General features: G+C 56.8%; 17 protein-coding genes. 4 read left to right on the forward strand and 13 right to left on the reverse strand.

Going from position 1 to position 23,615, the window contains the following annotated elements:
* Both AC0QHF_RS28185 and ppsA read right to left on the reverse strand, forming a co-directional pair.
* Nucleotides 1-677, reverse strand: a 677-nt coding sequence (locus AC0QHF_RS28185; RefSeq protein WP_473113746.1) for a DUF3450 domain-containing protein, incomplete at its 3' end; no start/stop codon positions are given.
* A 605-nt stretch (nucleotides 678-1,282) separates the two neighbouring features.
* Nucleotides 1,283-3,742 (reverse strand): phosphoenolpyruvate synthase, encoded by a 2,460-nt coding sequence (gene ppsA / locus AC0QHF_RS28190; RefSeq protein WP_324707605.1) that lies wholly within the window; start codon nucleotides 3,740-3,742, stop codon nucleotides 1,283-1,285.
* A 428-nt stretch (nucleotides 3,743-4,170) separates the two neighbouring features.
* Between ppsA and AC0QHF_RS28195 the strand changes: the two genes are divergently transcribed.
* Nucleotides 4,171-4,548: a winged helix-turn-helix transcriptional regulator gene (locus tag AC0QHF_RS28195; protein WP_324707606.1), complete on the forward strand. Its 378-nt coding sequence runs from the start codon at nucleotides 4,171-4,173 to the stop codon at nucleotides 4,546-4,548.
* Nucleotides 4,549-4,637: 89 nt separating this feature from the next.
* Here the strand turns inward: AC0QHF_RS28195 and AC0QHF_RS28200 are convergent, their stop codons facing one another.
* From AC0QHF_RS28200 to AC0QHF_RS28240, 9 genes are all read right to left on the reverse strand, one after another.
* A complete protein-coding gene (locus AC0QHF_RS28200; protein WP_324707607.1) occupies nucleotides 4,638-4,922 on the reverse strand; it encodes a DUF427 domain-containing protein in 285 nt (94 codons plus the stop codon).
* Nucleotides 4,923-5,042: 120 nt separating this feature from the next.
* Nucleotides 5,043-7,829: a bifunctional diguanylate cyclase/phosphodiesterase gene (locus AC0QHF_RS28205; protein ID WP_324707608.1), complete on the reverse strand. Its 2,787-nt coding sequence runs from the start codon at nucleotides 7,827-7,829 to the stop codon at nucleotides 5,043-5,045.
* 104 nt (nucleotides 7,830-7,933) lie between these two features.
* Nucleotides 7,934-10,045, reverse strand: coding sequence for a phosphate acetyltransferase (gene pta, locus AC0QHF_RS28210; protein ID WP_324707609.1), 2,112 nt, complete (start codon nucleotides 10,043-10,045; stop codon nucleotides 7,934-7,936).
* 366 nt (nucleotides 10,046-10,411) lie between these two features.
* Nucleotides 10,412-11,998: a glucose-6-phosphate isomerase gene (locus tag AC0QHF_RS28215; protein WP_324707610.1), complete on the reverse strand. Its 1,587-nt coding sequence runs from the start codon at nucleotides 11,996-11,998 to the stop codon at nucleotides 10,412-10,414.
* A gap of 397 nt (nucleotides 11,999-12,395) precedes the next feature.
* A complete protein-coding gene (locus AC0QHF_RS28220) occupies nucleotides 12,396-12,653 on the reverse strand; it encodes a cytotoxic translational repressor of toxin-antitoxin stability system (RefSeq protein ID WP_324707611.1) in 258 nt (85 codons plus the stop codon).
* A gap of 12 nt (nucleotides 12,654-12,665) precedes the next feature.
* The gene (locus tag AC0QHF_RS28225) at nucleotides 12,666-12,917 is read right to left on the reverse strand and encodes a hypothetical protein (protein WP_324707612.1); all 252 of its coding nucleotides are present in this window, start codon (nucleotides 12,915-12,917) and stop codon (nucleotides 12,666-12,668) included.
* Between the two features lie 344 nt (nucleotides 12,918-13,261).
* Nucleotides 13,262-13,540: a hypothetical protein gene (locus AC0QHF_RS28230; RefSeq protein ID WP_324707613.1), complete on the reverse strand. Its 279-nt coding sequence runs from the start codon at nucleotides 13,538-13,540 to the stop codon at nucleotides 13,262-13,264.
* A gap of 205 nt (nucleotides 13,541-13,745) precedes the next feature.
* A complete protein-coding gene (locus AC0QHF_RS28235; RefSeq protein ID WP_324707614.1) occupies nucleotides 13,746-15,566 on the reverse strand; it encodes a WD40 repeat domain-containing serine/threonine-protein kinase in 1,821 nt (606 codons plus the stop codon).
* Nucleotides 15,567-15,751: 185 nt separating this feature from the next.
* Nucleotides 15,752-16,867, reverse strand: a complete 1,116-nt coding sequence (locus AC0QHF_RS28240; protein WP_324707615.1) for a hypothetical protein — start codon at nucleotides 16,865-16,867, stop codon at nucleotides 15,752-15,754.
* Between the two features lie 377 nt (nucleotides 16,868-17,244).
* Between AC0QHF_RS28240 and AC0QHF_RS28245 the strand changes: the two genes are divergently transcribed.
* Nucleotides 17,245-17,880, forward strand: coding sequence for a vWA domain-containing protein (locus AC0QHF_RS28245; RefSeq protein WP_324707616.1), 636 nt, complete (start codon nucleotides 17,245-17,247; stop codon nucleotides 17,878-17,880).
* Between the two features lie 92 nt (nucleotides 17,881-17,972).
* Here the strand turns inward: AC0QHF_RS28245 and AC0QHF_RS28250 are convergent, their stop codons facing one another.
* Complete coding sequence (locus AC0QHF_RS28250; protein ID WP_324707617.1) at nucleotides 17,973-18,554, reverse strand: thioredoxin family protein; 582 nt, start codon at nucleotides 18,552-18,554, stop codon at nucleotides 17,973-17,975.
* 241 nt (nucleotides 18,555-18,795) lie between these two features.
* On the opposite strand from AC0QHF_RS28250, the gene AC0QHF_RS28255 reads away from it, so the two are divergent.
* A complete protein-coding gene (locus AC0QHF_RS28255; RefSeq protein ID WP_324707618.1) occupies nucleotides 18,796-19,143 on the forward strand; it encodes a cupin domain-containing protein in 348 nt (115 codons plus the stop codon).
* Between the two features lie 729 nt (nucleotides 19,144-19,872).
* Here AC0QHF_RS28255 and msrP read toward each other — a convergent pair.
* Complete coding sequence (msrP, locus tag AC0QHF_RS28260; RefSeq protein ID WP_324707619.1) at nucleotides 19,873-20,844, reverse strand: protein-methionine-sulfoxide reductase catalytic subunit MsrP; 972 nt, start codon at nucleotides 20,842-20,844, stop codon at nucleotides 19,873-19,875.
* Between the two features lie 470 nt (nucleotides 20,845-21,314).
* Here msrP and AC0QHF_RS28265 point away from each other — a divergent pair, with 470 nt between their 5' ends.
* On the forward strand, nucleotides 21,315-23,342 hold the full coding sequence (locus AC0QHF_RS28265) for a serine/threonine-protein kinase (protein WP_324707620.1): 2,028 nt from the start codon (nucleotides 21,315-21,317) through the stop codon (nucleotides 23,340-23,342).
* Nucleotides 23,343-23,615: the final 273 nt, after the last annotated feature.

Consider the following 23,615-nt stretch of genomic DNA (forward strand, 5'->3'; position numbering starts at 1 on the left):
TGAATGGTGACTCGGTGTTGGGGTTCTTCCTCGCCACTATACCCACTCCATCGCTGTTCGGACGCGGGTGAACCCATCATAAAGGTTCCCCCCGGAATCAATACCATTTCCAGGGTGACTCCATCCCCCAAATCTTCGATGATACATTCCGCCTGGCTGGGACTGCGACTGATTTCTTTCCCCTTTTCGTTGACTTTGACAACTTCAAAAACATATCCCTCTTGAACCGGATGCCGGTTGCTGTCTGGGGGCTCGGTTAACCCGGAAATTTGGCTGATGATTTCATCCAACTGGGATTTTAAATTCAGCAATAGTCGCCGATTTGATTCCGGGTTAAAACGGTCGAGTCTCTCGACAATGGTATTCAACTGGGATTGAAAATTGGCTTGATGTTGATCTTGCGACTCGGCGAATTCAGTTAACTGGTTGATTTGCCGGGTTATTCCATCCAACTGGGATTGAAACCGAGATATAATTAACTCTGTGGACTGTAGCCGAGATTGGGAGATTTGCCAAACTCGCTTGGCGGCGGCAAGGCGTTTTCTCTCCTTGTCCAAAAACCCGGAGGGAATCTCTCCAAGTACGGGGGGATATGGGGTCAGGTCATAACCGCAGACGGTACAGATTTCCACTTCATTTTCTGTATATTCGGTGTCACAAACGGGACATTGAGCCATAATTCCCAACCCAGATTGGCTACCCACCCATTATACAGTAGTTCAGTATCGGGTGGGGGGTAGAAACCGGGTTTCTAGAAGGCTATTTGGTGAGGACAGAACCAGTTTCGTAGAAACCCGGTTTCTTAACGATATCGGTGGGGGGGTAGAAACCGGGTTTCTAGAAGGCTATTTGGTGGGAAAAAAACCACTTTCGTAGAAACCCGGTTTCTTTTCGGTGTCGGGGCTTTTCTCCCCTCGCCCAGGATTGGGAGAGGGGTTGGGGGTGAGGGCGAGAGAAACTATTATATAAACTACAGCAATGAATTTCAAGGCGGGACTCAAATTAGCCGATCTGTCCTAACCCTTCTGTCGATCGCTATAGCAATCGGGAGTCATTTGAAAATCTTCTGGCCCCCAAACCCCCAATCCTGGGGGCTTTGAGCCACTCAAATTTTCACTCATCATTTCACACTGCTATATATTTGGTGAGGACAGAACCACTTTCGTAGAAACCCGGTTTCTTGGCAAAAAAAACTGCCCCAGCCAAAGCCGGGGCAGTCTTCAATTAGAAGTCAGAAGTCACTGTAGTGGCAGAGCCTCTGTGTCTGCCTTGGAAAAATCACTTATTGAGCTTGCGCCACTTCCATGATGTCGCCAACCAAGGTTCCGGCCTCTTCCATCTTGCCGATGTCGAGGATAGTCTTGATCACGGAGTCGGGGTTCAAACTCATGGAGTCGATACCCAATTCCACCAGGAAGCGGGCGAATTCGGGGTAGTCGCTCGGCGCCTGACCGCAGATGCCGATCTTGCGGTTGTATTTCTTGGCTGCTTTGATGGCGATCGTGACCATCCGACGCACCGCTTCGTTGCGTTCGTCGAAGATGTGGGCCACCAGTGCGGAGTCACGGTCTAAGCCCAGAGTTAACTGAGTCAAGTCGTTCGATCCGATGGAGAAGCCATCGAACACTTGAGCGAACTCATCGGCATAGATGACATTACTCGGCAATTCGCACATCACATAGACCTGGAGGCCGTTTTCGCCCCGCTTCAGGCCATTTTTCTCCATTTCAGCCAAGACTTTCCGGCCTTCGTCGGGAGTCCGACAGAAGGGAATCATCGGCACCACATTCGTCAGACCCATTTCGTCGCGAACCCGCTTCAGAGCCTTACATTCGAGGCCGTAGGCTTCGCGGTAGTTGGGGTCATAGTAACGGGACGCGCCCCGCCAGCCGATCATCGGGTTTTCTTCCTTGGGCTCGAACTGGCGACCGCCCAACAGGTTGGCGTATTCGTTACTCTTGAAGTCGGACATCCGGACGATGACCGGGTTGGGATAGAACGCCGCCGCGATGGTACCGATGCCGTGGGCGAGTTTGTCAACGAAGAAGTCCGGCTTGTTGTCGTAGAGCTTGGTGAGCTCGGCGATTTCCCGCTTCGTCAACTCGTCTTCGAGTTCGTCGTACTTCATCAGGGCCAACGGGTGGGCTTTGATGTGGTTGGCGATGATGAATTCGAGGCGGGCCAAGCCGACGCCGTTGCAGGGGATGGAAGCCAGACCGAAGGCTTCTTCGGGGTTGCCCACGTTCATCAGGATCTTGGTGCGGGTCTTGGGCAGGTTGTCGAGGACGGTTTCGTTCACCTCGAAGGGCACCAATCCTTCATACACCCGTCCTTCTTCCCCTTCCGAACAGGAGACGGTAATTTCTTGGCCGGTCTTGACGACTTGGGTGGCGTCGCCGCAACCGACAATGGCCGGAATTCCCATTTCCCGGGCAATAATTGCCGCGTGGCAGGTGCGTCCGCCGGCGTTGGTGACGATCGCACTAGACCGTTTCATAATAGGTTCCCAGTCGGGGTCGGTCTTGTTCGTGACCAACACTTCACCGGGTTTGAATTCGTCGATCTTGTGGACGTCGAGGATCACCCGGGCTTTGCCCTGGCCGATCATTTCGCCGACTGCACGACCTCGGGACAGGACGTCGCCGGTGCCTTTGAGTTTGTAAGACCGCAGGACGCTACCGGATTTCTGGGATTGGACGGTTTCCGGGCGGGCCTGGACGATGAACAGTTCCCCGGTGACGCCATCTTTCGCCCACTCGATGTCCATCGGCGTGTAGGTGCCGCGGACGGTGGAGTAGTGGTTTTCGATGATCACCGCCCACTCGGCCAGTTTCAGAATTTCATCGTCTTCGATACAGAACTGTTCGCGCTGGGAGGGGGGAACGGTGACGTTCTTGGTGAGTTTGGTGCCGCCGATATCGTACACCATCTTCAGTTCTTTGGTGCCGAGCCGTTTTTCGAGGATCGGCTTGAACCCTTGTTTGAGGGTGGGTTTGAAGACGAAGTATTCGTCGGGGTTGACGGCGCCTTGAACCACGTTTTCACCCAAACCGTAGGCGGCGGTGACGAGGGCGGCGTTCTTGAAGCCGGTTTCCGTGTCGATGGAGAACATCACACCGGAGGAGGCGAGGTCGGAACGGACCATCTTCTGGACGCCGACGGACAGGGCAACGGCGAAGTGGTCGAAGCCTTTGATGGTACGGTAGGAGATGGCGCGATCGGTGAAGATGGACGCGAAGCACTTGTGGCAGGATTTGAGAACGGTGTCTTCACCGTAGACGTTGAGGTAGGTTTCCTGCTGTCCGGCAAAGCTGGCATCCGGCAGGTCTTCGGCTGTCGCACTGGACCGCACGGCCACGTCTACATCGTCGGTGTTCGAGCTGCCGTACCGCTCGCACAGTTGTTTATAGGAAGCAACAATGGCTTCTTCGAGTTCTGGGGGGAACGGAGTATCTAGAATAAGAGAACGAGCTTGTTTGCCGCGCTTACGCAGGTTGGGCATATCTTCTACGTCGAGATCGGCAAAGAGCTCCCGTAGCTTGACTTCTAAACCCGCTTTTTCGACAAAGTAACGATAAGCATAAGCGGTCGTCGCAAACCCCGTGGGAACGCTGACCCCTTTGGAGGTGAGCTGTTGGATCATTTCGCCGAGGGATGCGTTTTTCCCGCCCACTAAGGGAACGTCGGCGATTCCAACTTCCTCAAACCACAGGACGAATGCTTTTTCCTTGTTGTCAACCATTATGAAATTCCTCCAAACTCGGATGATAGTCTGGTAGAGAGTACAGCCAAATTTTTCCTGATTTTTGACCTGAATTTGCCATCGGAATAATGGAACAATTTTCCATCCCATTCCGATGCAATCGGGCAACTCTTGCGACAGGCACAGGCGACCTGGATCGTCCGAACCGCAGCGCTTAAGCTTTCGTTTATTTTTCGCTTTACTCTCGAACTGCGGGGCGATATTTTTTCTTTAGCAGAGGGGTTTGATTTCCCTCTATTTCTAGAGTATTACTTTCTATAGGAATTACAATATAGTCTCCTTAACTCCCCTTAGTGAACAAAAGTAAAAAAATACTGTCTTGAGGGAATTGTGAGCTTTCCTTAAGAAAGGTTGAAACGCCCGATACCCGTCCGATCGCACTTGAGCAAACGTTAAAATTTGTTGAAATGAAAGTTACAAAATGTTGCAAAACCCCCAAACCCCACCCCCAATCGGGGAACTCGAAGGATTGCGATCGCCCCTGTCCGATCGAACATATCCTGGAGCAAATTAGCAGTAAGTGGTCAATTTTAATTCTGCGAGAACTGTTCGGCGGCAACCGCCGCACCCACGAATTGCAGGAGGTCCTCCCGGTGAGCACGAAGACCCTGACATTGCGGTTGAGGGAATTGGAAAAACATGATATAATTGAAAGAAAGGTATACCCCGAAATCCCCCCCCGGGTGGAATATTCCCTCACCTCGAAGGGGCGCGAACTCCAACCCGTGCTCGACGCACTGCAACAGGTCGGATGGGCGTGGCTGTCTAAGGATGAGGAATCCTAGTCCGCAACCGAAAAGGCTCCCCGGCATTTTCGTCCCGGGGAGCCGGGGAACTGGGGGAATCCCAAATCTCAAATTCCCCCCTGTCCCGGTCAGGCTTCTATTTTGACTCCTTTCCAGAAGGCGACATATCCTTCGATATTCTTAGCCGCGGATTGGGTTGTCGGGTAGTACCAGGCGGCATCTTTGTTAACCTGGCCGTCCACTTCGATGCTGTAGTAGTTGGCGACTCCCTTCCAACCGCAGGTGGTGTGGGTGTCGCTATCTTTGAAATATTCCGTTTTGATGGAGTCGGGGGGGAAGTATTGGTTGCCCTCCACCACTTCGGTGCGATCGCTCTCAGCCAGCACCACTCCGTTCCAAACTGCTTTCGGCATTTGCGCCTCCAAGTGTAAAGTTTTGTATCCAATATAGCGCCGTTTGGGGAGGCAGGGGAGTCGGGAGTCGGGAGTCGGGAGTCGAGGAAGCGACCGGGAGCCGAGGGAGCTCCCCCAGACCTAACTCCCCCCAACGGAAAAGGCCCGATCGCAGGTTTCGAGATATGGCTCCAAGACGCTAGGGGGTACAGGCCGGGAGAATAAATAGCCCTGCACCCGCTTGTAGTTGAGGGCCTGCAATTGTCGGAGTTGTTCCGGGGTTTCGATGCCTTCGGCAACGAGTTCGATGTCCAGAGACCGGGCCATCAGGGCAATAGTGCGGGCAATTTCGACGCTTTTGCGGTCCGAGTCGAGGCGGTTGACAAAGGAGCGATCGACTTTGAGGGTATCGAAGGGGAAATTGTGGAGGTAGCTCAGGGAGGAGTAGCCGGTGCCGAAATCGTCGATGCAGAGGCGGAGGTGGCGGGACTTCAAGTCTTCCAAAATGCCGGAGACGTATTCAGCATTGTTCATGACGGCGGTTTCGGTGATTTCCAATTTGATTTTTTCGGGGGGGATGCCCGTTTCTTGCAATATGGCATCGATTTGGGAGATCAAGTTAGGTTGCGTCAGTTGCACGACGGAGAGGTTGACGCTCACAAATAGGGGTGCGATCGCGGGATATTGCGATCGCCACCGTCGAAATTGCCCGCAGGCTTGACGGAAAACCCACAGTCCCAGGGGGATGATGAACCCCGTCTCTTCCGCGAGGGGGATAAATTCGGCGGGAGACACCATTTCCGCACCGTTCCGCCAGCGAATCAAGGCTTCCAAGCCGACCAATTTCAAGGTTTCCGCGCAGACGATCGGCTGGTAATAGAGCTCGAAGGCCCCGGCCTTAAAATCCCGCCGCATGGCGGTGTCGAGTTGAAGCTGGCGGTCGGCGTGCACTTTATATTCCGGGCTGAAGATGGCGTAACTGGTATCGTCAGACTTGCCGGATTGGTGGATGGCCAGATCGGCGGCTTGCAACAACTCTTCCGAACTTCCGGGGCAGTCCGAACTCAACGCCAAACCGATTCTCGCCCGCCGGAAGACTTTGTGACCGTCCAAATCGAAGGGTTCGGCAAAAACGGTGCCGAGTTGGCGGACGAATTGGATGGCGGCATCCCGATTTTCGACCCGTTCGAGTAAGATAACGAACTCGTCAGCCACCCCCACCCGAGCCAGCATGGCTGAGGGAGGGAGGCAGGATTTGAGGCGGTCGGCGATCGCCACCAACAACTTTTCGGCCAGTTCGTAGCCGAGGGTATATTTGATAGATTTAAACCGCACCAAATCCACATGGGCGATCGCGAATAACGGCGGATCTTCTCCGGCATTTTGCACTAATTTTTCTAACCGCTCCAGCAACAATTGTCTGAGGGGAAGTTGGGTGAGGGCGTCGTAGTAGGCGTATTTCCGAAGCTGTTCCTCCGCCTCCATCCGTTCCGTCACATCCTGCACCATCGACATCAATGCGATCGCCTCACCGTCTGGTTTCGTGAGGGGCGTATTGTGCCATTCACAGGTGATCGTCCGCCCGTCTTTGGTGAGATTTTGGTTGACGCTGTGGGCGTTCATATCCCCCGCAGCCAGTCGCCTCAGAATCTCTTCGACATCAGATCGTAAGGACTCCGGCACGATCAAATCGCAGGGGTGAGAGCCCAAAACTTCCGCTTTTGAATAGCCAAAAATCTTCTCAGCCGCCGGATTAAAATTGGTGAAATATCCATCTCGATTGTGGATGATACAGCCGATCGGCATCCGTTCAAACTGGAGTTGCAGCAGGGATTTTAATTGCTCGGTTCGTTCAAATAACTGGGCGTTCAAAATCGACACCGCGCAGCGTTCGGCGGTAATTTCGAGCAGGTGCATTTCGGATTCGGTGCAGGTGTGGGCGTCGTGCCATTCCACTTGCAGGACTCCGGCTAACTGATTGCTGCGTTTGAGGGGGATGCCCAAAACGCGGTATTCGAGGGGAGAACTGTTGCCATCTACGCCTTTAAAATTGAGCAGTTGGGTGGTGGCGGTGGTCGCGATCGCCACCTGGTTGGCGATCGCCATTTGGTAGGCCGCGTCGGTTCGTAGCGTTCCCGTCTGGGCGGCGACTTTCAGGCGATTGTCTTGGTGTAAAAAGATCGACCCGGCGTCGGCGTCGATGACCGCCACGATGCGATCGAGGAGGACATTCAACAGGCGGTCTAAATCCAAAGTGCAGATGGCGTTTTCTGTCACTTTATTGAGGGCATCCAATTCTTGGTTTTTCTGGCGCAGTTCCCGGAGTAAGACTTCTCGTTCTTGCTCGTATCGCTTTTTTTCGGTAATATCTCGGGCGATACCGATATGTCCTCGGATGCGGCCGCGAAGGTCTCGCCAGGGATATTTATTCGACCAAAAGATTCGAGTTTCGCCCCCTCCGGGAACCCGTTCTTCCAGGGTGTAGGAAATGCCGGATTCGACCACTGAGCGATCCGTCTCTTGAAATTGGGCGGCGACTTCGGGGGCGAAGAAATCGAAATCATTTTGGCCGACAATTGCCCGGGCAGACCGCCCCAAAATCTGGGCAGCGCTGCTGTTGACCAAAACGTAACGCCCCCGCGAATCTTTGACAAAAATGGCATCCGTCGTCCCTTCGATAATTTCTTTGAGGAGGTTGTGACTCTCCTGTAGCGATCGCTCGCTTTGCCTGAGAAGTCCGTACAATATCCCGCTCGTCACGAATACAAATAACCAACCTTTTAAAATTGATAAATAGGCGAATTGTTCCGGATATTCGATCGCGGATTCCAGGAGGCGATCGGACACCAAAATCCAAACGCCACTCAAAAGGGCATAAGCGATCGTGACCTGGCGGGCCAGGTTTCGTCTCAGGCGATTGAGATTCATGAAATCGGTCGCGGACGGGGTGAGCATTCGGCGGGGCGCTCAAGGGTTTTCGGAAAACCTCGGGCGGTTGAAGACATTGTATCTGAGAATTCCGAAACTCTCCATCACGTCCGACGGGACGGGCACGAACCGATCGCCGCCGCCTGAATTGCCGTAATCGCCACCGTATTGACAATATCCGTCACCGTACAACCACGACTCAAATCGTTCACCGGTTTTTTCAACCCCTGAAGGATCGGTCCGATCGCCACCGCATTTGCCGATCGCTGTACGGCTTTGTACGTATTGTTGCCGGTATTCAAATCCGGAAAAATGAAAACCGTGGCGTGGCCGGCCACGGGGCTGTCCGGAAGTTTCGTTTTCGCCACGCTCTCATCGATCGCTGCATCATACTGGATCGGCCCCTCAATTTTCAAGTCAGGGCGCAGTTCCCGGGCGATCCGGGTCGCCTCCTTGACCCGATCCACATCTTCGCCCCGGCCCGATTCCCCGGTGGAGTAGGACAGCATCGCCACCCGCGGCTCGATGCCAAACATCTCGGCTGTCGCCGCCGAACTGACGGCGATATCCGCCAGTTGTTGGGGGTTCGGGTTGGGATTCACCGCGCAGTCCCCGTACACCAGAACCCGGTCTTCCAACCCCATCAAAAACACGCTGGAGACGATGGACGTGCCCGGCACGGTGCGGACGAACTCCAGGGCCGGGCGGATCGTGTGGCCGGTGGTGTGGATCGCCCCGGATACCATGCCGTCGGCGGCCCCCTTGTAAACCATCATGGTGCCGAAGTAGCTGACATCGTGCATCACGTCCCGGGCGGTGTCTTTGGTGATACCTTTGTGCTGGCGCAGGTTGAAATAGGTTTCCACGTAATCCTCGTACCATTCCGAAGTCGCCGGATCGACGATCTGAGCTTCAGAGAGGTTCAACCCCAAGGCTGCGATCCGGCCCCGGATTTCCGACTCCGACCCCAACAGGGTCAGATCCGCCACGCCTCGCCGCAGCAGGATGTCGGCGGCTTGCAGGATGCGGTCCTCCCGTCCCTCCGGCAAAACGATGTGCTGGCGGTCGGCTTTTGCCCGCTCGATGAGTTGGTACTCGAACATGATCGGGGTGATGCGGATGGGACGGGACACCGCGATCCGCTCTTCAATTTGGAAGATATCGACGTGCTTTTCAAACCACCCCAAAGCGGAGGCGATTTTGCGATCGTTGTCGGGGGTAATTTGTCCCTCGACGCGGTTGACGTTCATCGCCGTCTCGTAGGTGTCGGTTTCCACCAGGACGATGGGAACCGTCCAACTTTGAAATCCGTCGATCAGGGTTTGGATGGTGGGGGCGAGTTCGAGTCCGCCGCTGAGGACGATGCCGGCGATGTTGGGGTAGTTGTCCGAGACGGCCGCACCCAGGCAAGCCAGGAGGATGTCGGCGCGATCGCCAGGGGTGATGATCAAGCTGCCTTCCTGAATGTATCTGAGGAAATTCGGCACCTGCATGGCCGCCACCTTGAGATCGAGGACTTCTTGGTTGAGGCGGTTGCTGCTGCCGTGGATCTGCCGGCCCGCGATCGCCCGGGCGATTTCGGCGACGGTGGGTTGGGCGAGGGTGGGTTCTTCCGGGACGACGAAGAGGGGATCGTCGAAGTGCCAGACGTGTTTCAATTGTTCCGCAATGTCGGCGGCGTCGGACTCTCGCACGCGGTTGACGACGGTGGCGGCGATGGTGCACCCCTGTTCGATGAAGGCTTCCCGTTCGGCGAGCACGGCGCCGATGACGTCGTTGGGACTTTTATCCCAGCCGTTGGCGACGATCAGGATCGGACAGCCGAGGTGGTTGGCAAATCGGACGTTGAAATCGAATTCAAAGGCGGAGGCGATGTCGGTGAAGTCGGTCCCCTCGCAGACGACGAAATCGCACTGCTGTTCGAGGGCTTTGTATTTTTCGATCACCCGCTTGATCGCCTCTTCGTAGCGACCCTCGGCGATCAGGGTGCGGGCTTCTTCGTGGGTGAGGGCGTAGTAGGAATCCTCGGAAAACTGGAGGTGGTAGCGAGAGCGGATCAATTCGATATCGTTGTCGCGATCGCGCCGAGAGTGAATCACGGGGCGAAAAAAACCCAGCTTGCGGATGCGCTTGGAGAGCAGTTCCATGATCCCCAGCAACACCAGGGATTTGCCACTCCCCGGTTCGATCGTCGCAATGTACAAGTTCCCGGCCATGAGAGTCAACTCCAGTTTCAGAACTTCACCGTTACCGGCGATCGAGATAGTTTGTTTGAGCAGATATTCTCAGCTTACCGGGACTCGCGATCGACCCCGCCGGATTTAAGGTTTTATCAATTTTGTCATGTGAGGGCAGGGGGGCAGGGGGGGCGGAGGAGGCAGGGGAGGCGGAGGAGGCAAATTTATAGTCAGATCCGTACAAATTCCCCAATCATCGACCGATGATTTTTGCTGTTAGCTTGGGAATTGATTCCCAAGCGGTTCGGATGTTCCACCCGTTTCTGAACTTCCCCCACTCCCCCCGCTCCCTCGGCTCCCCCCGCTCCCTCCGCTCCCTACACCCTACACCCTACACCCTACACCCTATTTCAATATCACAGTCAGCGTTTCCGGCCTGCCGAAATCCCCTTCGAGTCGGACGCCGCGATCGTTGGCTTCCAGGTGACGCAGGATCTTGTAAATGGTTTCCACCTCGTCGGAGGCCGAGATTTTAGCCGCCAGATCGGGGATGGAAATGCCCCCACTTTCCGTTTCGAGGGCCTGCAAGCACCGCTGCTGCAACTCCAACACCGAAGCTGCCGCCTTTTTGCCCGCTTCGACGCCGGGTTGGTGGTAGGCGTTGACGTTGACCAAAAAGCCGTACAGGCCCACCGCCCGCTCGTAGAGGGCGACCAGCGCCCCCACGTCCCGCGGCGCGACGGCTGAAATGGTGACGGTGATGGAGCCGCGGCCGTTGTCGTAGAGGGCCTGTCGCGTCCCCTGGAGGAAGCCGGAGAGGTAGTCCCCGGCGGTGACTCCGGGTTGCAACTCCGGCGAGGGCCGATCGCGATCGCGCAACACTTCGATAAAGGTGGCGAAGAAGTTGGGGACACCCTCCCGCAACTGCTGGACGTAGGCGTGTTGATCTGTGGAACCTTTGTTACCGTAGACGGCGATGCCCTGGTTGACGATATTCCCGTCCAGGTCTTTTTCTTTGCCGAGGGATTCCATCACCAACTGTTGCAGGTAGCGGCTCAACAGCAACAGTCTGTCTTTGTAGGGGAGGACGACCATATCTTTTTCCCCCCTGCCGTCGCCGGCGGCGTACCAGGCCAGGGCGAGGAGGGCGGCGGGGTTCTTTTTGATGTCGGGTTTGCGGGTGGCGATGTCCATGATTTTGGCGCCGGCCAGCATCTCCCGGATTTGGATGCCCTGGAGGGCGGCGGGGAGGAGTCCCACGGCCGACATTTCCGAGGTGCGGCCCCCCACCCAGTCGTCCATCGGGAAGGTTTCCAGCCACCCCTCGGCGATCGCCTGTTCGTAGAGTTTGCTGCCGATTTGGGTGGTCGCAACGGCCTGCCGGGAAAAGTTCAAATTTTGGGCCTCGAAGGCCGATTTTACCTCCGCCAGACCGTTGCGGGGTTCGGGGGTGCCGCCGGATTTGGAGATAGTGAGGACGAGGGTGCTGCTGAGGCGGTCGCGGAGTTTGTCGAGGGTGCGATCGATGCCGTCCGGGTCGGTATTGTCGATGAAGTGGATGTTGAGCGGCGCGTCGAGGGGGGCGAGGGCGTCGGCGACGAACTGCGGGCCGAGGGCGGAACCGCCGATGCCGATGGAGAGCAGGTCGGTGAATTTGGGGGCCAGGGGGGGTTTGATTTCGCCCCGGTGGACTTTGGCGGCGAAGGTTTCGACTTTCTCGATGGTGCTGACGATCTCTTCTTTGAGTTGCCGGTCCGGCGCCGAGTCCGGGTCGCGCAGCCAATAGTGGCCCACCATGCGATTTTCGTCGGGGTTGGCGATCGCGCCGTTTTCCAGGGCTTCCATGTCTCGAAAGGCCTTCTCGAACTTGGGTTTCACGGACTTCAAGAAAGCCCCGTCGAAGCGAATCCGGCTGATGTCGAGGTAGAGTCCCAACTCCTCGTGATAGTAAAGCCAATCTTGGTAGCGTTGCCAGAGTGCGGTGGCATCCATAATTCTGTTTTCCGTTGTCTGTAAAATTGCCAGTGCCAGAGCCCGAAGGGCGAGAGGGCGCGATCCTTTCCCCCGAGCGATCGATAGAATTTAGACGCGATCGAGCCTAATCTACCCGCAGATATTCTATCGGAAAACGTACCCCGAAGAACCGATTCGATCCCGGAAGTTCGGGTCGGGTTGCCGGCGGGGCGACGGCGGACACTATTTTTAATCGTCAGATCAAATGGACGAAAAATCAATCGATTTGGCGGTGCGAGTCGATTTTAACGAAATTTTTAACCCTTCTCCGAGGGCGATCGCCCCCCGAATTTTTATCAACAAATATCCACATTTTTTCCGTTATAATCAGGAAAATTTCTGCGATTTCCCCCCGACTCCCGACTCCCAGCGGACTTCAGACCTGGGGTCGGGGAAGGATGCGGATAAATTTGACGATCTGGCCCGTCACCTCCAGGCCGACGAGATAATCGTCGATCGCGAATCGATAATAAATGCTACTCCCGGCGAGGGGGCGGAGTTCCGGCAGATCTTGCAGGCGATTCAGCTTCGGAAACTTGATAAAAATGAATTCATAAACCCGCAAATAGTCGGCCGTTTCGAGTCCGGTCAAATCCTGCAAGAAAGAGCGTGCATAGCGAACTTCGAGATTCACGAGATCTGAAAATTATTGAGAATGGGTGTCGGAAGGGGCCGCCGTCTTGGGGACTCGAACCCGCCCGTAATCAAAATACAGGATTTGAAGCGCTTCTTCCCGGGTCAGCGCATCTCCGGGTCTCAATTTCCCCTGGGCATTTTGGATGGCGTCGAGCACGAAGGCGTCTTCGTAAAGGGGTTTCAGGAATTCCCAGGCGACTTTTACATCTTCTTCTGCGATTCCATCCACCAGACGGTGCAATTTTTTCCTCAAAGATATCATCCCTTTCATCGACTGCGGTCGGGGCGAGCAACTGTCTCGATTTTAACGGCAGACGGGGCGTTCCCGGTATCGGGGGGCAGGAGAAACGCCCCTTTTCCGAGCCCGTCCGGTGGCAATTGGGGGCAATCTTTAATATTTTTGAAGAGAAAAAAAACGGGCGATCGCACCCAATATCCGCGGCCGTATCGAAGGGGATGCCGGCAGATGCCATTCGACTCGGAACCCCAACACGAAGGTGCCCCAGGTTGCGAATCGAGTCCCGACCGTTCCGAAAAAATCCATCATTTCGAGGTGGGAGTTGGCGAGAGGAAATCCTCAGAGCCTGGAGCCAAAAGCATTGCGGATCAGCAGCGCTGGGTAATGCCCCGCAGGGAATCCATCAAGTTTTGATATTCGGGGGGATTGATGACTCCCGCGCTGTAGAACTGGGCCAGACAGCTATTGAGGGCGTTGAACGCCGTCTCGCGGTCGATCCAGTGCTTGCCCCCCAGCAGGGCTTCCTCGGCTGTGGAATAGTCGTCGTTGGAGGTCAGGTGTCCGCCGTAGGGCAGGATAATTTGCCACTTCCAGCGATGACGAAAACTGAGGGTCGATATTAACAGCCCATAGTAGTCGTTGTGCATCGATTTTTGTTACCTATGCGACAAAATTTAATAATTATTTAATAATTGTATGACACTTCTCAAGGAAATTCAACTCCGGCTCGGATTTTTATAGGGCTGCGCGCGCCCGGTGTCGGGTGTCGGGGCGACCGGGGCAACGGTTAAGCGGGGGGAGAAACTGTCCCCTATTCCCTATTCCCTATTCCCCATTCCCTGGGAACGATCGCTAAAGGTTCCACAGTTTGACGAGGCGATCGCTCCCGCCGCTGGCCAGGGTGTTGCCGTCGGGTGCGAAAGCCAGGGAGAGGACGTCGCCGGAGTGGGCGGAAATCGTCTCCAACAAGGTGCCGCTGTTGACTTGCCAGAGGTCGATGTTGCCCCGGCGGTTGCCAGCGGTCAATTGGGAACCGTCCGGACTCAAGGCGATCGCGAAGATGTCGGTATCGTCGGCCCGCAGGGTGCGCCACAGTTGCCAGGAATCCCCCCGGTATTGCCACAGGCGGATCGAACCGTCCCGGCACCCCCCCGCCAAAACTCGTCCGTCGGGGCCGAAAGCGACCGTCCGCACCCAGTCCGGCCACCCGTCCAGGGTCGCCAACTCCCGCGATCGCTTCAAATCCCACAGCCGCACCGTCCGATCGCGGGAGGCGCTGGCCAAGGTCTGCCCGTCCGGGGAAAAGGCCACCCCGTAGACGCGATCGGCGTGTCCCGAGAGGGTGTACCAGCGCTTGCCCTTTTTCAAATCCCAAATTTCGACGGTTTGATCCCGGGAGCCGCTGGCCAAGGTCTGCCCGTCCGGGGAAAACGCCACGGACGTGACCCAATCTTCGTGTCCGGTGAGGGTGTACCAGCGCTTGCCGACATCCGCCTTCCAAATTTCGATGGTGAGGTCTTCGCTGCCGCTCGCGAGGGTTTTCCCATCGGGGGAAAAGGCGACGGACGTGACCGCATCCCGGTGGCCGGTGAGGGTGTGGAGGGGCACTCGGGCGGTTGATCGCAGCGGGGCGACGCGGCTGAATTTCGGGGTGGGGGGCTGTTGTACGGTTCTCGATGCGCCCGTCTGCGGGGACGGGGACGGTCGGGCGATCGCGGGCGGAGGCGTTCCCACCCCCGGCAACCCCCCCAAAAGCGCCGGGGGGATGCCACCGGGGTGGAGGGCTTTCAACACGTCCAGGGCGGACTCGTAGCGCTGGTTGGGGAGGGTGGCGACCATCCGATCCAACACCGATCCCAGGGAATCGGCGATCGCTGGCCCCCGCAAATAATCCCGCCAGACCCAGCGATCTTCGTGGATGTCGTAGAGGTCGAAGGGGGAAATTTGGGTGAGCAGGTGCAGGCACGTCACCCCCAAGCTGTAGATGTCGCTGGCGTAGACCGCCTGACCCCGGGTCTGTTCCGGGGCGACGTATTCGGGACTGCCGATGACGGTTCCGGTTCCGGGGAGTTGGGTGTCCGTGACGACCTTGGCGGCGCCGAAGTCCACCAAAACCAACTGGCCGGAGAGTTGCCCGGTGGCGGTTCCCGCCTGCCCCCGGCGGATGATGTTGGCGGGTTTGATGTCCCGGTGGATGACCCGGGATTGGTGGACGAACTGCAAGACGGGCAACAGGTCATCGAGGAGTTGCCGGATCTGGGTTTCGGCGAACGGACCCCGGTGGGTCAGTTCTTCCTCCAAGTTGGCGCCGTCGATATATTCCTGCACCAAATACTGGTTTTTGTCCTGCTCGAAATGGGCGAGTAAATCGGGAATTTGGGGGTGTTTGCCGAGTTCGTCGAGGCGAACCGCCTCCCGGTGGAACAGTTCCGCTGCCTTGCGGGCCTGTGGGGCGCCCTGGGTTTGGGGAAAGAACTGTTTGATCACGCAGGCGGGGCGGGAGGGTTTGTCTTCGTCCACCGCCAAAAAGGTTTTGCCGAATCCCCCGTGGCCGATGGGCGCGATCGCCCGATATCGCTCTCTGAGCAACAGTTTCGCGCCGCAGGTGAGACAAAATTTCCCGTCGTCGGGATTCTGTGGGTGGGGACACTGGGGATTGAGGCAGTAGCTCATCGGAGTGGGTTAGATCAAATCCTGAGAATCGACCGTAGTCGGGAATTTTAGATTGTAGGGGCGTCTGGCTTGCGCCCTGATTTGAGATTCCCCGGTTTGGGCGGAGGTATCGGAGTTGGAAGTGAGGAGTGAGAAATTTCTCACTTCACTTTTCACTTTTCACTTTTCACTTTTCTTCCTCCACCCTATCTTGGCAGTTCTTGGCACCCTTGTCCAAATTGGGGATCGTGGGTCGTCTGCGGGATGTCGCAGGGGGCGACGCCGCGGAATGCGATCTGTTGCGTCCAGGAGGATAACAGGCGATCGGGGGACGTTTTCAGGAGGTTCAGGGGATCGGCGGCGCCCGTTTGGCTGGCTTCCTCGTCGAGTTTGACCGTGGAACCGGAGCGGTCGGTGCGGTAGACCAGTTGGGCATTTCCGTCGCTGACGGTGACTCGCCAGCCGGGGACTAGGGCTTGGGTGCAGAACGTCCCGGGTTCGCTCAATCCCAGACAGCCGTCGGGCCAGGTTTGGGCCTCGGCGCCGGCGATGCGGAAGGCGGTGTGGGGAAATCCCAGCCGTCGGGATGCGGCGTCGAAAACGGCTTCGGCTACGGCGGGGGGAATTTGCAGGCTTTGCCCTTCCGGTTCCCGGCGGAGGGTGTTGCCGCGTCCGTCGGTGCGGTAGGTCCAGGTGCGATCGCCGTCGGAGACTTTCACCCGCCACCCCTCCACCAACATTTGACCGCAAAATTCGTCGGCACCGGCCAGTCCCAGGCAGGTGTCCGGCCAGGTTTGGGCTTCGGCGCCGACAATTTTGAGCCGGTTTCCATCGATCCCTTCTTGACGGGCGATTTCCTGGCGGACCGCGGCGGCGACGTCGGCGGGGAGGTCGCCGGAAACTTGGGTCAGGGCCGCCCGGGGCGGTTTCTCGGCGGGGAACGACGTCCAGAAGTCGGGGACAATTGGTTTCAGTTGTTTTTCCTGACTGACAAATAAAAGGTTGGGAACCGCCGGGTCGGCTTGCGGCGGCGGGAGTTCGCAAATGTCGCCCCAGTCGCAGATGGATCGGGCGACGACCGGCTTTTGCGCGGGGGGATCGGCCTGGAGGGGGGAGGGGGCGGGGTTCTCGGCGACGGCGGTTTGCGACGCGGGGATGGTCTCGCCGAAGGTGCGGGCGATCGTTTCGATCGCCGTCGGATAGGTTTCGAGGACGAGTACCCCCGTCAGCATCATCGCCAGAATCAAAGGGCGAGGTGGCTTCGGTTTTCTGGGGGAATTGGATGGCTGTTTGTGCTGGGGGTGGGGGGATCGGGATTTCATGGGCAGCATTTGCGATCGCAGAGATTTGACGACAAGACCGCGATACTCTGACAATTGTTGCCCCCAGCCCAGATCTCAAATCGGGTTTCCATCTGGCAGAATTGCCCGACATCAACCCATAAACAATTCTCTTGAATGACCCGGAAAATTTTCCCGGTCTGTTCATAAAACTTTACGATGCCAAGTGACTGATAAAAGTTGCAGGTTATACAATGAAGCCTACCAACGCAGACTGAGGTTGAGTACAACCGCAGGGTATCATAGCCTATATCTTTTATTATAACCGGACAACCGTAAGATTGCCCAGTGTCCAATTTTTCTATCATTTTTCTGAATAGAAAGGCTGAGACGGTTTGAATTCGACCTGGAGGTTTGGAATGGATATTTTGCTGGAAGGGGGTGCGGCCCTGGAGAAACGAGATTATACGCTCATCGTTGACCGCAGCCAGAGCATGGCGATGCCGGCTGACAAAGGGGGGCGATCGCGGTGGGAGTTGATGCAGACATCGACGTTGGAACTGGCGACCTACTGCGAACATTTCGACCCGGACGGGATCGCGATCTATTTATTCGCCGACGATTTTCAACGCTACGATCGCATCACCTCCGACCACATCGGCGAACTTTTCAAAGATCGCAAACCGGCCGGAAAGGCTAACTTGGGGGCCGTCCTCAAGGACGCCACCGACCGCTATTTCGAGCGGCGGGCGATGGAGCGATCGCAGCCCAACGGCGAGACGATTTTGGTGGTGACGGGCGGAGAGATCGTCAATCCTTTATTGGAAATCAAGCGAATTTTGGTGAACGCTTCCAACCAGTTGAGCCACGAAGAAGAATTGGCGATCGAACTGATCAGCGTCGGGGCGGACGCCCGAGCCACCGAATTTTTCCGAATGCTCGACGACGAGTTGCAGGCCTCCGGCGCCAAGTACGACATCTGCGACACGGTGACTTTGGAAGACGTGGAAGAAATCAGCTTGACGGACGTCTTGTTGCGGGCAATTACGGATTAGGATGTCGGGCGTTTTCAGAAACCGGGTTTCTGTCAGATTTCCGAGTTTTAAACCCAAAACATTCGTAGAAACCCGGTTTCTCATTCAATTGATTATCCAAAATAGCTGGGTTCGCTTCCCGGATGCCATTTGATGTTGCAACCCACGCTCGGTTTTTGGTCTTCCGAAATGGATTCTCCGGCCAGAACTTTATCCAACGCCGCCCGCAAATGTGCCCCCGTCACGGGTTTGTCATTTCCGGGGCGGGAGTCGTCGAGTTGGCCCCGGTAAGCCAATTTGCGATCGCCGTCAAACAGGAAGAAATCCGGCGTGCAGGCCGCCGTGTAAGCCTTGGCGACATCTTGGGTTTCGTCGTAGCAGTAGGGGAAGGAAAATCCCACGGTTTCCGCCTGGGTTTTGAGGTGTTCCGGCCCGTCCTGGGGGTGGGTTTGGACGGAATTGGAACTGATGGCGACGATACCCACCCCCTTCGGCAGGTAATCGTTCCCCAGTTTTGCCAGTTCGTCCTGGACGTGCTTCACGAAGGGACAGTGAGAGCAGATAAACATCACCAGCAGGGCCTTTTTGTCGGCAAACGTGTCCGGGGAAATCGTCTCCCCCGATTTGACGTCCTGGAGTTGGAAGTCGGGGGCTTTCGTCCCCAGGTCTAACATCGTCGAAGCGGTCAAAGCCATGATTGAGATTCCGAGTTTCTGCAATATCCGTTTCGATTATCGGACAATTCGCGAACAATTGGGGCGGAAAAATTGTCGGGGCCCCTGGCTTGCGCCCTGATTTTAGAGTCCCCAGTGGGAGAGGAGTCAGGAATCAGGAGTGAGACGCGAGACATTTTCCGACTCCCGACTCCCGATTCCCTCCTTTAGCCGAAGGTGCGATCGCTACAATGGTAATCATTGCGACGGAGAAAAATAAAAGATGAGCGCCATCATACAGCCCGACACCTCAAAAATCATCAACCTTCGGGAACAGATTCAATATGCGTCGGAGGGAATTGTCAGCCGCGTGTTGCTCAAAGACGAAAATTGTCAGTACACGCTATTTTGTCTGGCGGCGGGGACGGATATTTCCGAACACACCTCCACCCGAAATGCGACGGTCAACGTTTTGGAAGGGAAAGGCATTTTGACCCTGGAAGGAAAAGAGATCGCCCTGGAACCCGGAGTTTTCGTATTCATGAAAGCCAACGCCCCCCACGCCCTCAAGACGGAAGAAAATCTGGCATTTTTGCTCACGCTATCCGAACCGACGGAGAAGGATGAATAATATAGCAGTTTTCTATCTGTTGTAATACGGTTCGATCCCCCTAAATCCCCCTTGATAAGGGGGACTTTGAGTTGGATATCCAAACCGCTTGGGAATCAATTCCCAAGGGCGCAAGCCAGGGGCCCCTACCAGCTCAAATCATCTGAAGATGATTGGGGAAGTTGAAGGAAGGGAAAAACGGATCTGATATAATACCCTCTTCTGTCAGACTGGGGTGAAACCTCAATCTGTCGTCGGCTGTGATGGCGGAAAATCGCCGAACTCTCCCGGAGTGACAAAAGAGAATAATATTCAGATGCGGTTATTTACCCGCCCCCCCTCGATCCCCCCCAGCCCCCATCCCCCCCAGCCCCCATCCCCCCCAGCCCCCATCCCCCCCAGCCCCCCTTTGTAAGGGGGGAGAAGGGGGGAGAAAGGGGGAGAAGGGGGGAGAAAGGGGGGAGCCGGAATTGGCTTTGATTTCTGGGTATTTAACCGGATTCTATATTACAGCAATTTTCAAGTCAGTGAGATACACAGATCGACGTTAAGTCCCCCTTTTTAAGGGGGATTTAGGGGGATCGAACCGTATCGCAGCAGACAGACAACTGCTATAGATTTTAGATTCCCCATTGGGAGCGGAGATATTGGATTTAGCAGTGAGAAATGAAACGTTTTTTCTCTTTCCTCCCGACTCCCGACTCCCGACTCCCGACTCCCAACTCCCCAATCCCGACTCCCCAATCCCAGTCAAGCGTACAAATCGGCGACATATTCCCCGTAGCCGTTATAAATGATCGTGGGTTGGGTGTCCCAGGAAAAGCTCGGGCCGGGGCCGACGATGCGTTCCGTGGCTTGGGACCAGCGGGGGTGAGGTTTGTCGGGGTTGACGTTGGCGACGAAGCCGTATTCGTCGGGGACGAGGGTATTCCAGAACGTGGGCGGTTGGCGATCGAGAAATTCGATTTTGACGATCGCTTTTGCCCCTTTAAATCCGTATTTCCACGGAATCACCATCCGGATTGGCGCCCCGTTTTGTTTGGGGAGGGTTTTGCCGTAAATTCCGGTGGCGAAAAACGCCAACTCGTTCGCCATTTCCTCAATCGTCAACCCCTCCGTATAAGGCCAGGGGTAGTTCGTCGCCCAGAAACCCGGTCCTTTGGTAATTTTGGGGTCGTAAAAGGACGTGAAGCGGACGAATTTCGCCTCGGCTGCGGGTTCGACATCTTCCAACAGGAGCCGCATCGGGAAGCCGACCCAGGGGACGACCATCGCCCAGGCTTCCACGCAGCGAAATCGGTAAATCCGTTCTTCGAGGGGGAATTTTTTCTGGAGGTCGTCGAGATCGTAAGTTTTGGGATTTTTCACCAGTCCGGCGACCTCCACCCGCCAGTTGTCCGTGGGGAGGGCTTGGGCGGCTTCCCAAACGGACTTCGAGCCGCCAAATTCGTAATAGTTGTTGTAGCGGGTGGCGAGATCTTCGGCGGTGACGGCCCGTCCGGGGTCGGAAAAGTCGGGGTTTTGGGGCAGGTCGGGATAGGATTTTTGAGCCGTCTGACTGCCGGCGGGGGCGTTTTGGCATCCGGCCAAGGGCAGGATCGATGCCCCCAAACCGGCGCCGACGAGTCCTTTGATGAAGCGGCGGCGGTTGAGAAATGCCGATTCCGGGGTGACGAGTTTTTCGGGAAGTTGCCAGGAGTGGGGGACGCGGATGAATGACATGGCCAAAAAAAGGGACTTTAGGGGCAGGGGGGCAGGGGGGGCAGAGGGGGCAGAGGGGGCTCCAGGAGGCAGGGGGGGCTCCAGGAGGCAGGGGGGGCAGGGGGGGCTCCAGGAGGCAGGGGGGCAAGTTTGTCTTAGTTTCGTACAAATTCCCCAATCATCTTCAGATGATTTGAGCTGTTAGCTTGGGAATTGATTCCCAAGCGGTCCGGATATCCCACCCTCCGCTCCCTCAGCTCCCTCAGCTCCCTCCGCTCCCTCCGCTCCCTCCGCTCCCCCCGCTTCCTCCCCTCCCCCCGCCAGACTGCTGTATTCAACCTTACCGTTTTTGCAAGCTTTGGGGTAGGCGATCGCACCCCGGCCGCCGGAATGTTGCGTTTGATTACGAAAGCTATCCCCCCCCCGGGAGGTGTGGCTACCCTGAAAGAAAGACTTATTATGGAAAAAATATACCGAAAGAACGGCTGGTTATGAGTTACTGCATCAATCCCCATTGTCAGAATCCTCAGAATTCTCCCCGTCAGACTTCCTGCCAAAGTTGCGGGGGGAGTTTGCGACTCAAAGGCCGCTACCGAATTCTTAAAATTTTGGGAGAAAGTACGGTCAGCCGGACGTTCCTGGCTGTCGATGAGGATAAGCCCTCCCAACCGCAATGCACGATCAAGCAATTTCCGGGCGTCGATCGCGACATTAACGAAGGTCAAACCGATCTGACTAAAAACTTATCAATTGAACCGGATTTTTCTGTGCGGGCCAGAGAACTCGATCAAATTGGGCGGGAACCCTCCATTCCGGAACTTTTTGCCAGTTTCGAGCTCGACGGCGATCGCTATTTCGTCCACGAGTACGTTCGCGGGCGAAACCTGGCGGAGGAGTTGAACAGCGACGGGGTGTTTCGGGAGATCCAGATTTGGAACCTCCTCGGTGCAGTGCTGCCGGTGCTCCAGGTCGTCCACGAAAACGGCATGGTTCACGGGGATATCAAACCCGAAAATATCGTGCGATCGCCCCAAGTAGCCACCGGGGGATCTCGGCTGGCTCTGGTGGATTTCGGCTCGGCAGTCCCCCGGACGGAATGGGAGCGGGACGCGGATCACTGCATCGGCGGAGCGGCGGAATACGCGGCGCCGGAGCGCACCCGAGGACACCTCGACCCCCGCAGCGATCTCTACAGTTTGGGGGTCACTTGCCTGCACCTGCTGACCCAGGTTTCCCCCTTCGACCTGTTCGACGTCAAATCCAACACCTGGGTGTGGCGGGACTACCTCAAACGGCCCGTCAGCCGCCGTCTGGGGCGGATTTTGGATACCCTGGTGCAGCGTAATCCGGCCGGGCGGTATCAGTCGGCGGCGGAGGCGATCGAAGTGTTGCGGCGGGGGTCGGGGGTGGTGCCCGTCGTCCAGACGCCCAAACAGCAGTGGATGATGACGGCCTGGGGTGGCATCGCCCTGACGATCTTATCCCTGATCCTCGCCTCCCGGCTCCCCGCTCCCGTCCCGGAAACCTCCCGCCATCCGAACCCGGTGAAGCGGATGCCGGACATCGGGCCGACGATCCCCAAGTTGGACTCCAACCCGACGCTTTACCAGAAAAAATTCTCTGCGGTGCGGACGTTGGTGGAAAATGAGGGGCCGGTTTGGTCGATCGCGGTGAGTCCCGACGGACAGATCGTGGCGAGCGGGAACACCGACGGCAGCATCGATCTGGTGGACTTGAAGACGGGACACCGGCTCAACACCCTCGCCGGACACCACAAACCCGTGGGGGCGATCGCGATCGCCCCCGGGGGACGGTTGCTGGCCAGCGCCGGTGGCGACCAGACCATCCGCATCTGGGACCTGTGGAGCGGACGCCTGAAAATGGTACTGCCGGGACACCGGGGATGGGTGCACGCCCTGGCCTTCAGTCCCGACGGCCGCACCATCGCCAGCACCGGACAGGACGGGGCGATCCGCCTCTGGGACGCCTACACGGGGATCGAGCGGCAGACCCTGCGGGGATACGGCGATCGCATCCAGGCGATCGCGTTCAGTCCCGACGGACAAACCCTGGTCGGCGGCGGCAGCAACGGCATGGTTGAATTGTGGAACCCCCACACCGGACAACTGATCCGCAGCTTCAGCGGCCACACGTCCGCAATTTGGTCCGTCGCGATCGCCCCCGACGGCCAGACCCTCGCCACCGGAAGCTGGGATCACACCGTCCGCCTCTGGGATCTCGACCGCCTGGAATCGGAATATTTCAGCAGCCTCCCCCTGCAAACCCTCGCCGGCCACGGCGACAAAATCCAGTCCCTCTCCTTCAGCCCCGACGGCCAGACCCTCGCCAGCGGCGACTTCGCCGGCACGGTGAAACTCTGGCAAACCGGCACCGGCGGACTGATGGGAACCCTCAAGGGCCACCAATCCTGGGTGAACGTGGCGTTCAATCCCCGAGGAAAAACCCTGGTCAGCGGCAGCTTTGACGACAATATCAAAGTCTGGCAACTGTCATTTTGAGGGAATAGGGAGTCGGGAATAGGGAATGGGGATTAAGCCCCCTCCCGTCCATTAATAAGAAAGGAGAATTGCTCTCCCTCAAAGTCCCCCTTATTAAGGGGGATAATGGGGGATCTTCAATCCTCGGAAAAAGTGAAGAATCCCCCCCAGCCCCCCTTGGTAAGGGGGGAGAATTGGTCTCGAAGTCCCCCTTATTAAGGGGGATAATGGGGGATCTTCAATCCTCGGGAAAAGCGAAGAATCCCCCCCAGCCCCCCTTGGTAAGGGGGGAGA

Source organism: Lyngbya sp. CCY1209, from assembly GCF_055795065.1.

Coding starts and splice junctions, on each gene's coding strand:
- ppsA (WP_324707605.1), bottom strand. CDS start 3,742: ATGGTTGACAACAAGGAAAAAGCATTCGTCCTGTGGTTTGAGGAAGTT.
- AC0QHF_RS28195 (WP_324707606.1), top strand. CDS start 4,171: ATGAAAGTTACAAAATGTTGCAAAACCCCCAAACCCCACCCCCAATCG.
- AC0QHF_RS28200 (WP_324707607.1), bottom strand. CDS start 4,922: ATGCCGAAAGCAGTTTGGAACGGAGTGGTGCTGGCTGAGAGCGATCGC.
- AC0QHF_RS28205 (WP_324707608.1), bottom strand. CDS start 7,829: ATGAATCTCAATCGCCTGAGACGAAACCTGGCCCGCCAGGTCACGATC.
- pta (WP_324707609.1), bottom strand. CDS start 10,045: ATGGCCGGGAACTTGTACATTGCGACGATCGAACCGGGGAGTGGCAAA.
- AC0QHF_RS28215 (WP_324707610.1), bottom strand. CDS start 11,998: ATGGATGCCACCGCACTCTGGCAACGCTACCAAGATTGGCTTTACTAT.
- AC0QHF_RS28225 (WP_324707612.1), bottom strand. CDS start 12,917: ATGATATCTTTGAGGAAAAAATTGCACCGTCTGGTGGATGGAATCGCA.
- AC0QHF_RS28230 (WP_324707613.1), bottom strand. CDS start 13,540: ATGCACAACGACTACTATGGGCTGTTAATATCGACCCTCAGTTTTCGT.
- AC0QHF_RS28235 (WP_324707614.1), bottom strand. CDS start 15,566: ATGAGCTACTGCCTCAATCCCCAGTGTCCCCACCCACAGAATCCCGAC.
- AC0QHF_RS28240 (WP_324707615.1), bottom strand. CDS start 16,867: ATGAAATCCCGATCCCCCCACCCCCAGCACAAACAGCCATCCAATTCC.
- AC0QHF_RS28245 (WP_324707616.1), top strand. CDS start 17,245: ATGGATATTTTGCTGGAAGGGGGTGCGGCCCTGGAGAAACGAGATTAT.
- AC0QHF_RS28250 (WP_324707617.1), bottom strand. CDS start 18,554: ATGGCTTTGACCGCTTCGACGATGTTAGACCTGGGGACGAAAGCCCCC.
- AC0QHF_RS28255 (WP_324707618.1), top strand. CDS start 18,796: ATGAGCGCCATCATACAGCCCGACACCTCAAAAATCATCAACCTTCGG.
- msrP (WP_324707619.1), bottom strand. CDS start 20,844: ATGTCATTCATCCGCGTCCCCCACTCCTGGCAACTTCCCGAAAAACTC.
- AC0QHF_RS28265 (WP_324707620.1), top strand. CDS start 21,315: ATGAGTTACTGCATCAATCCCCATTGTCAGAATCCTCAGAATTCTCCC.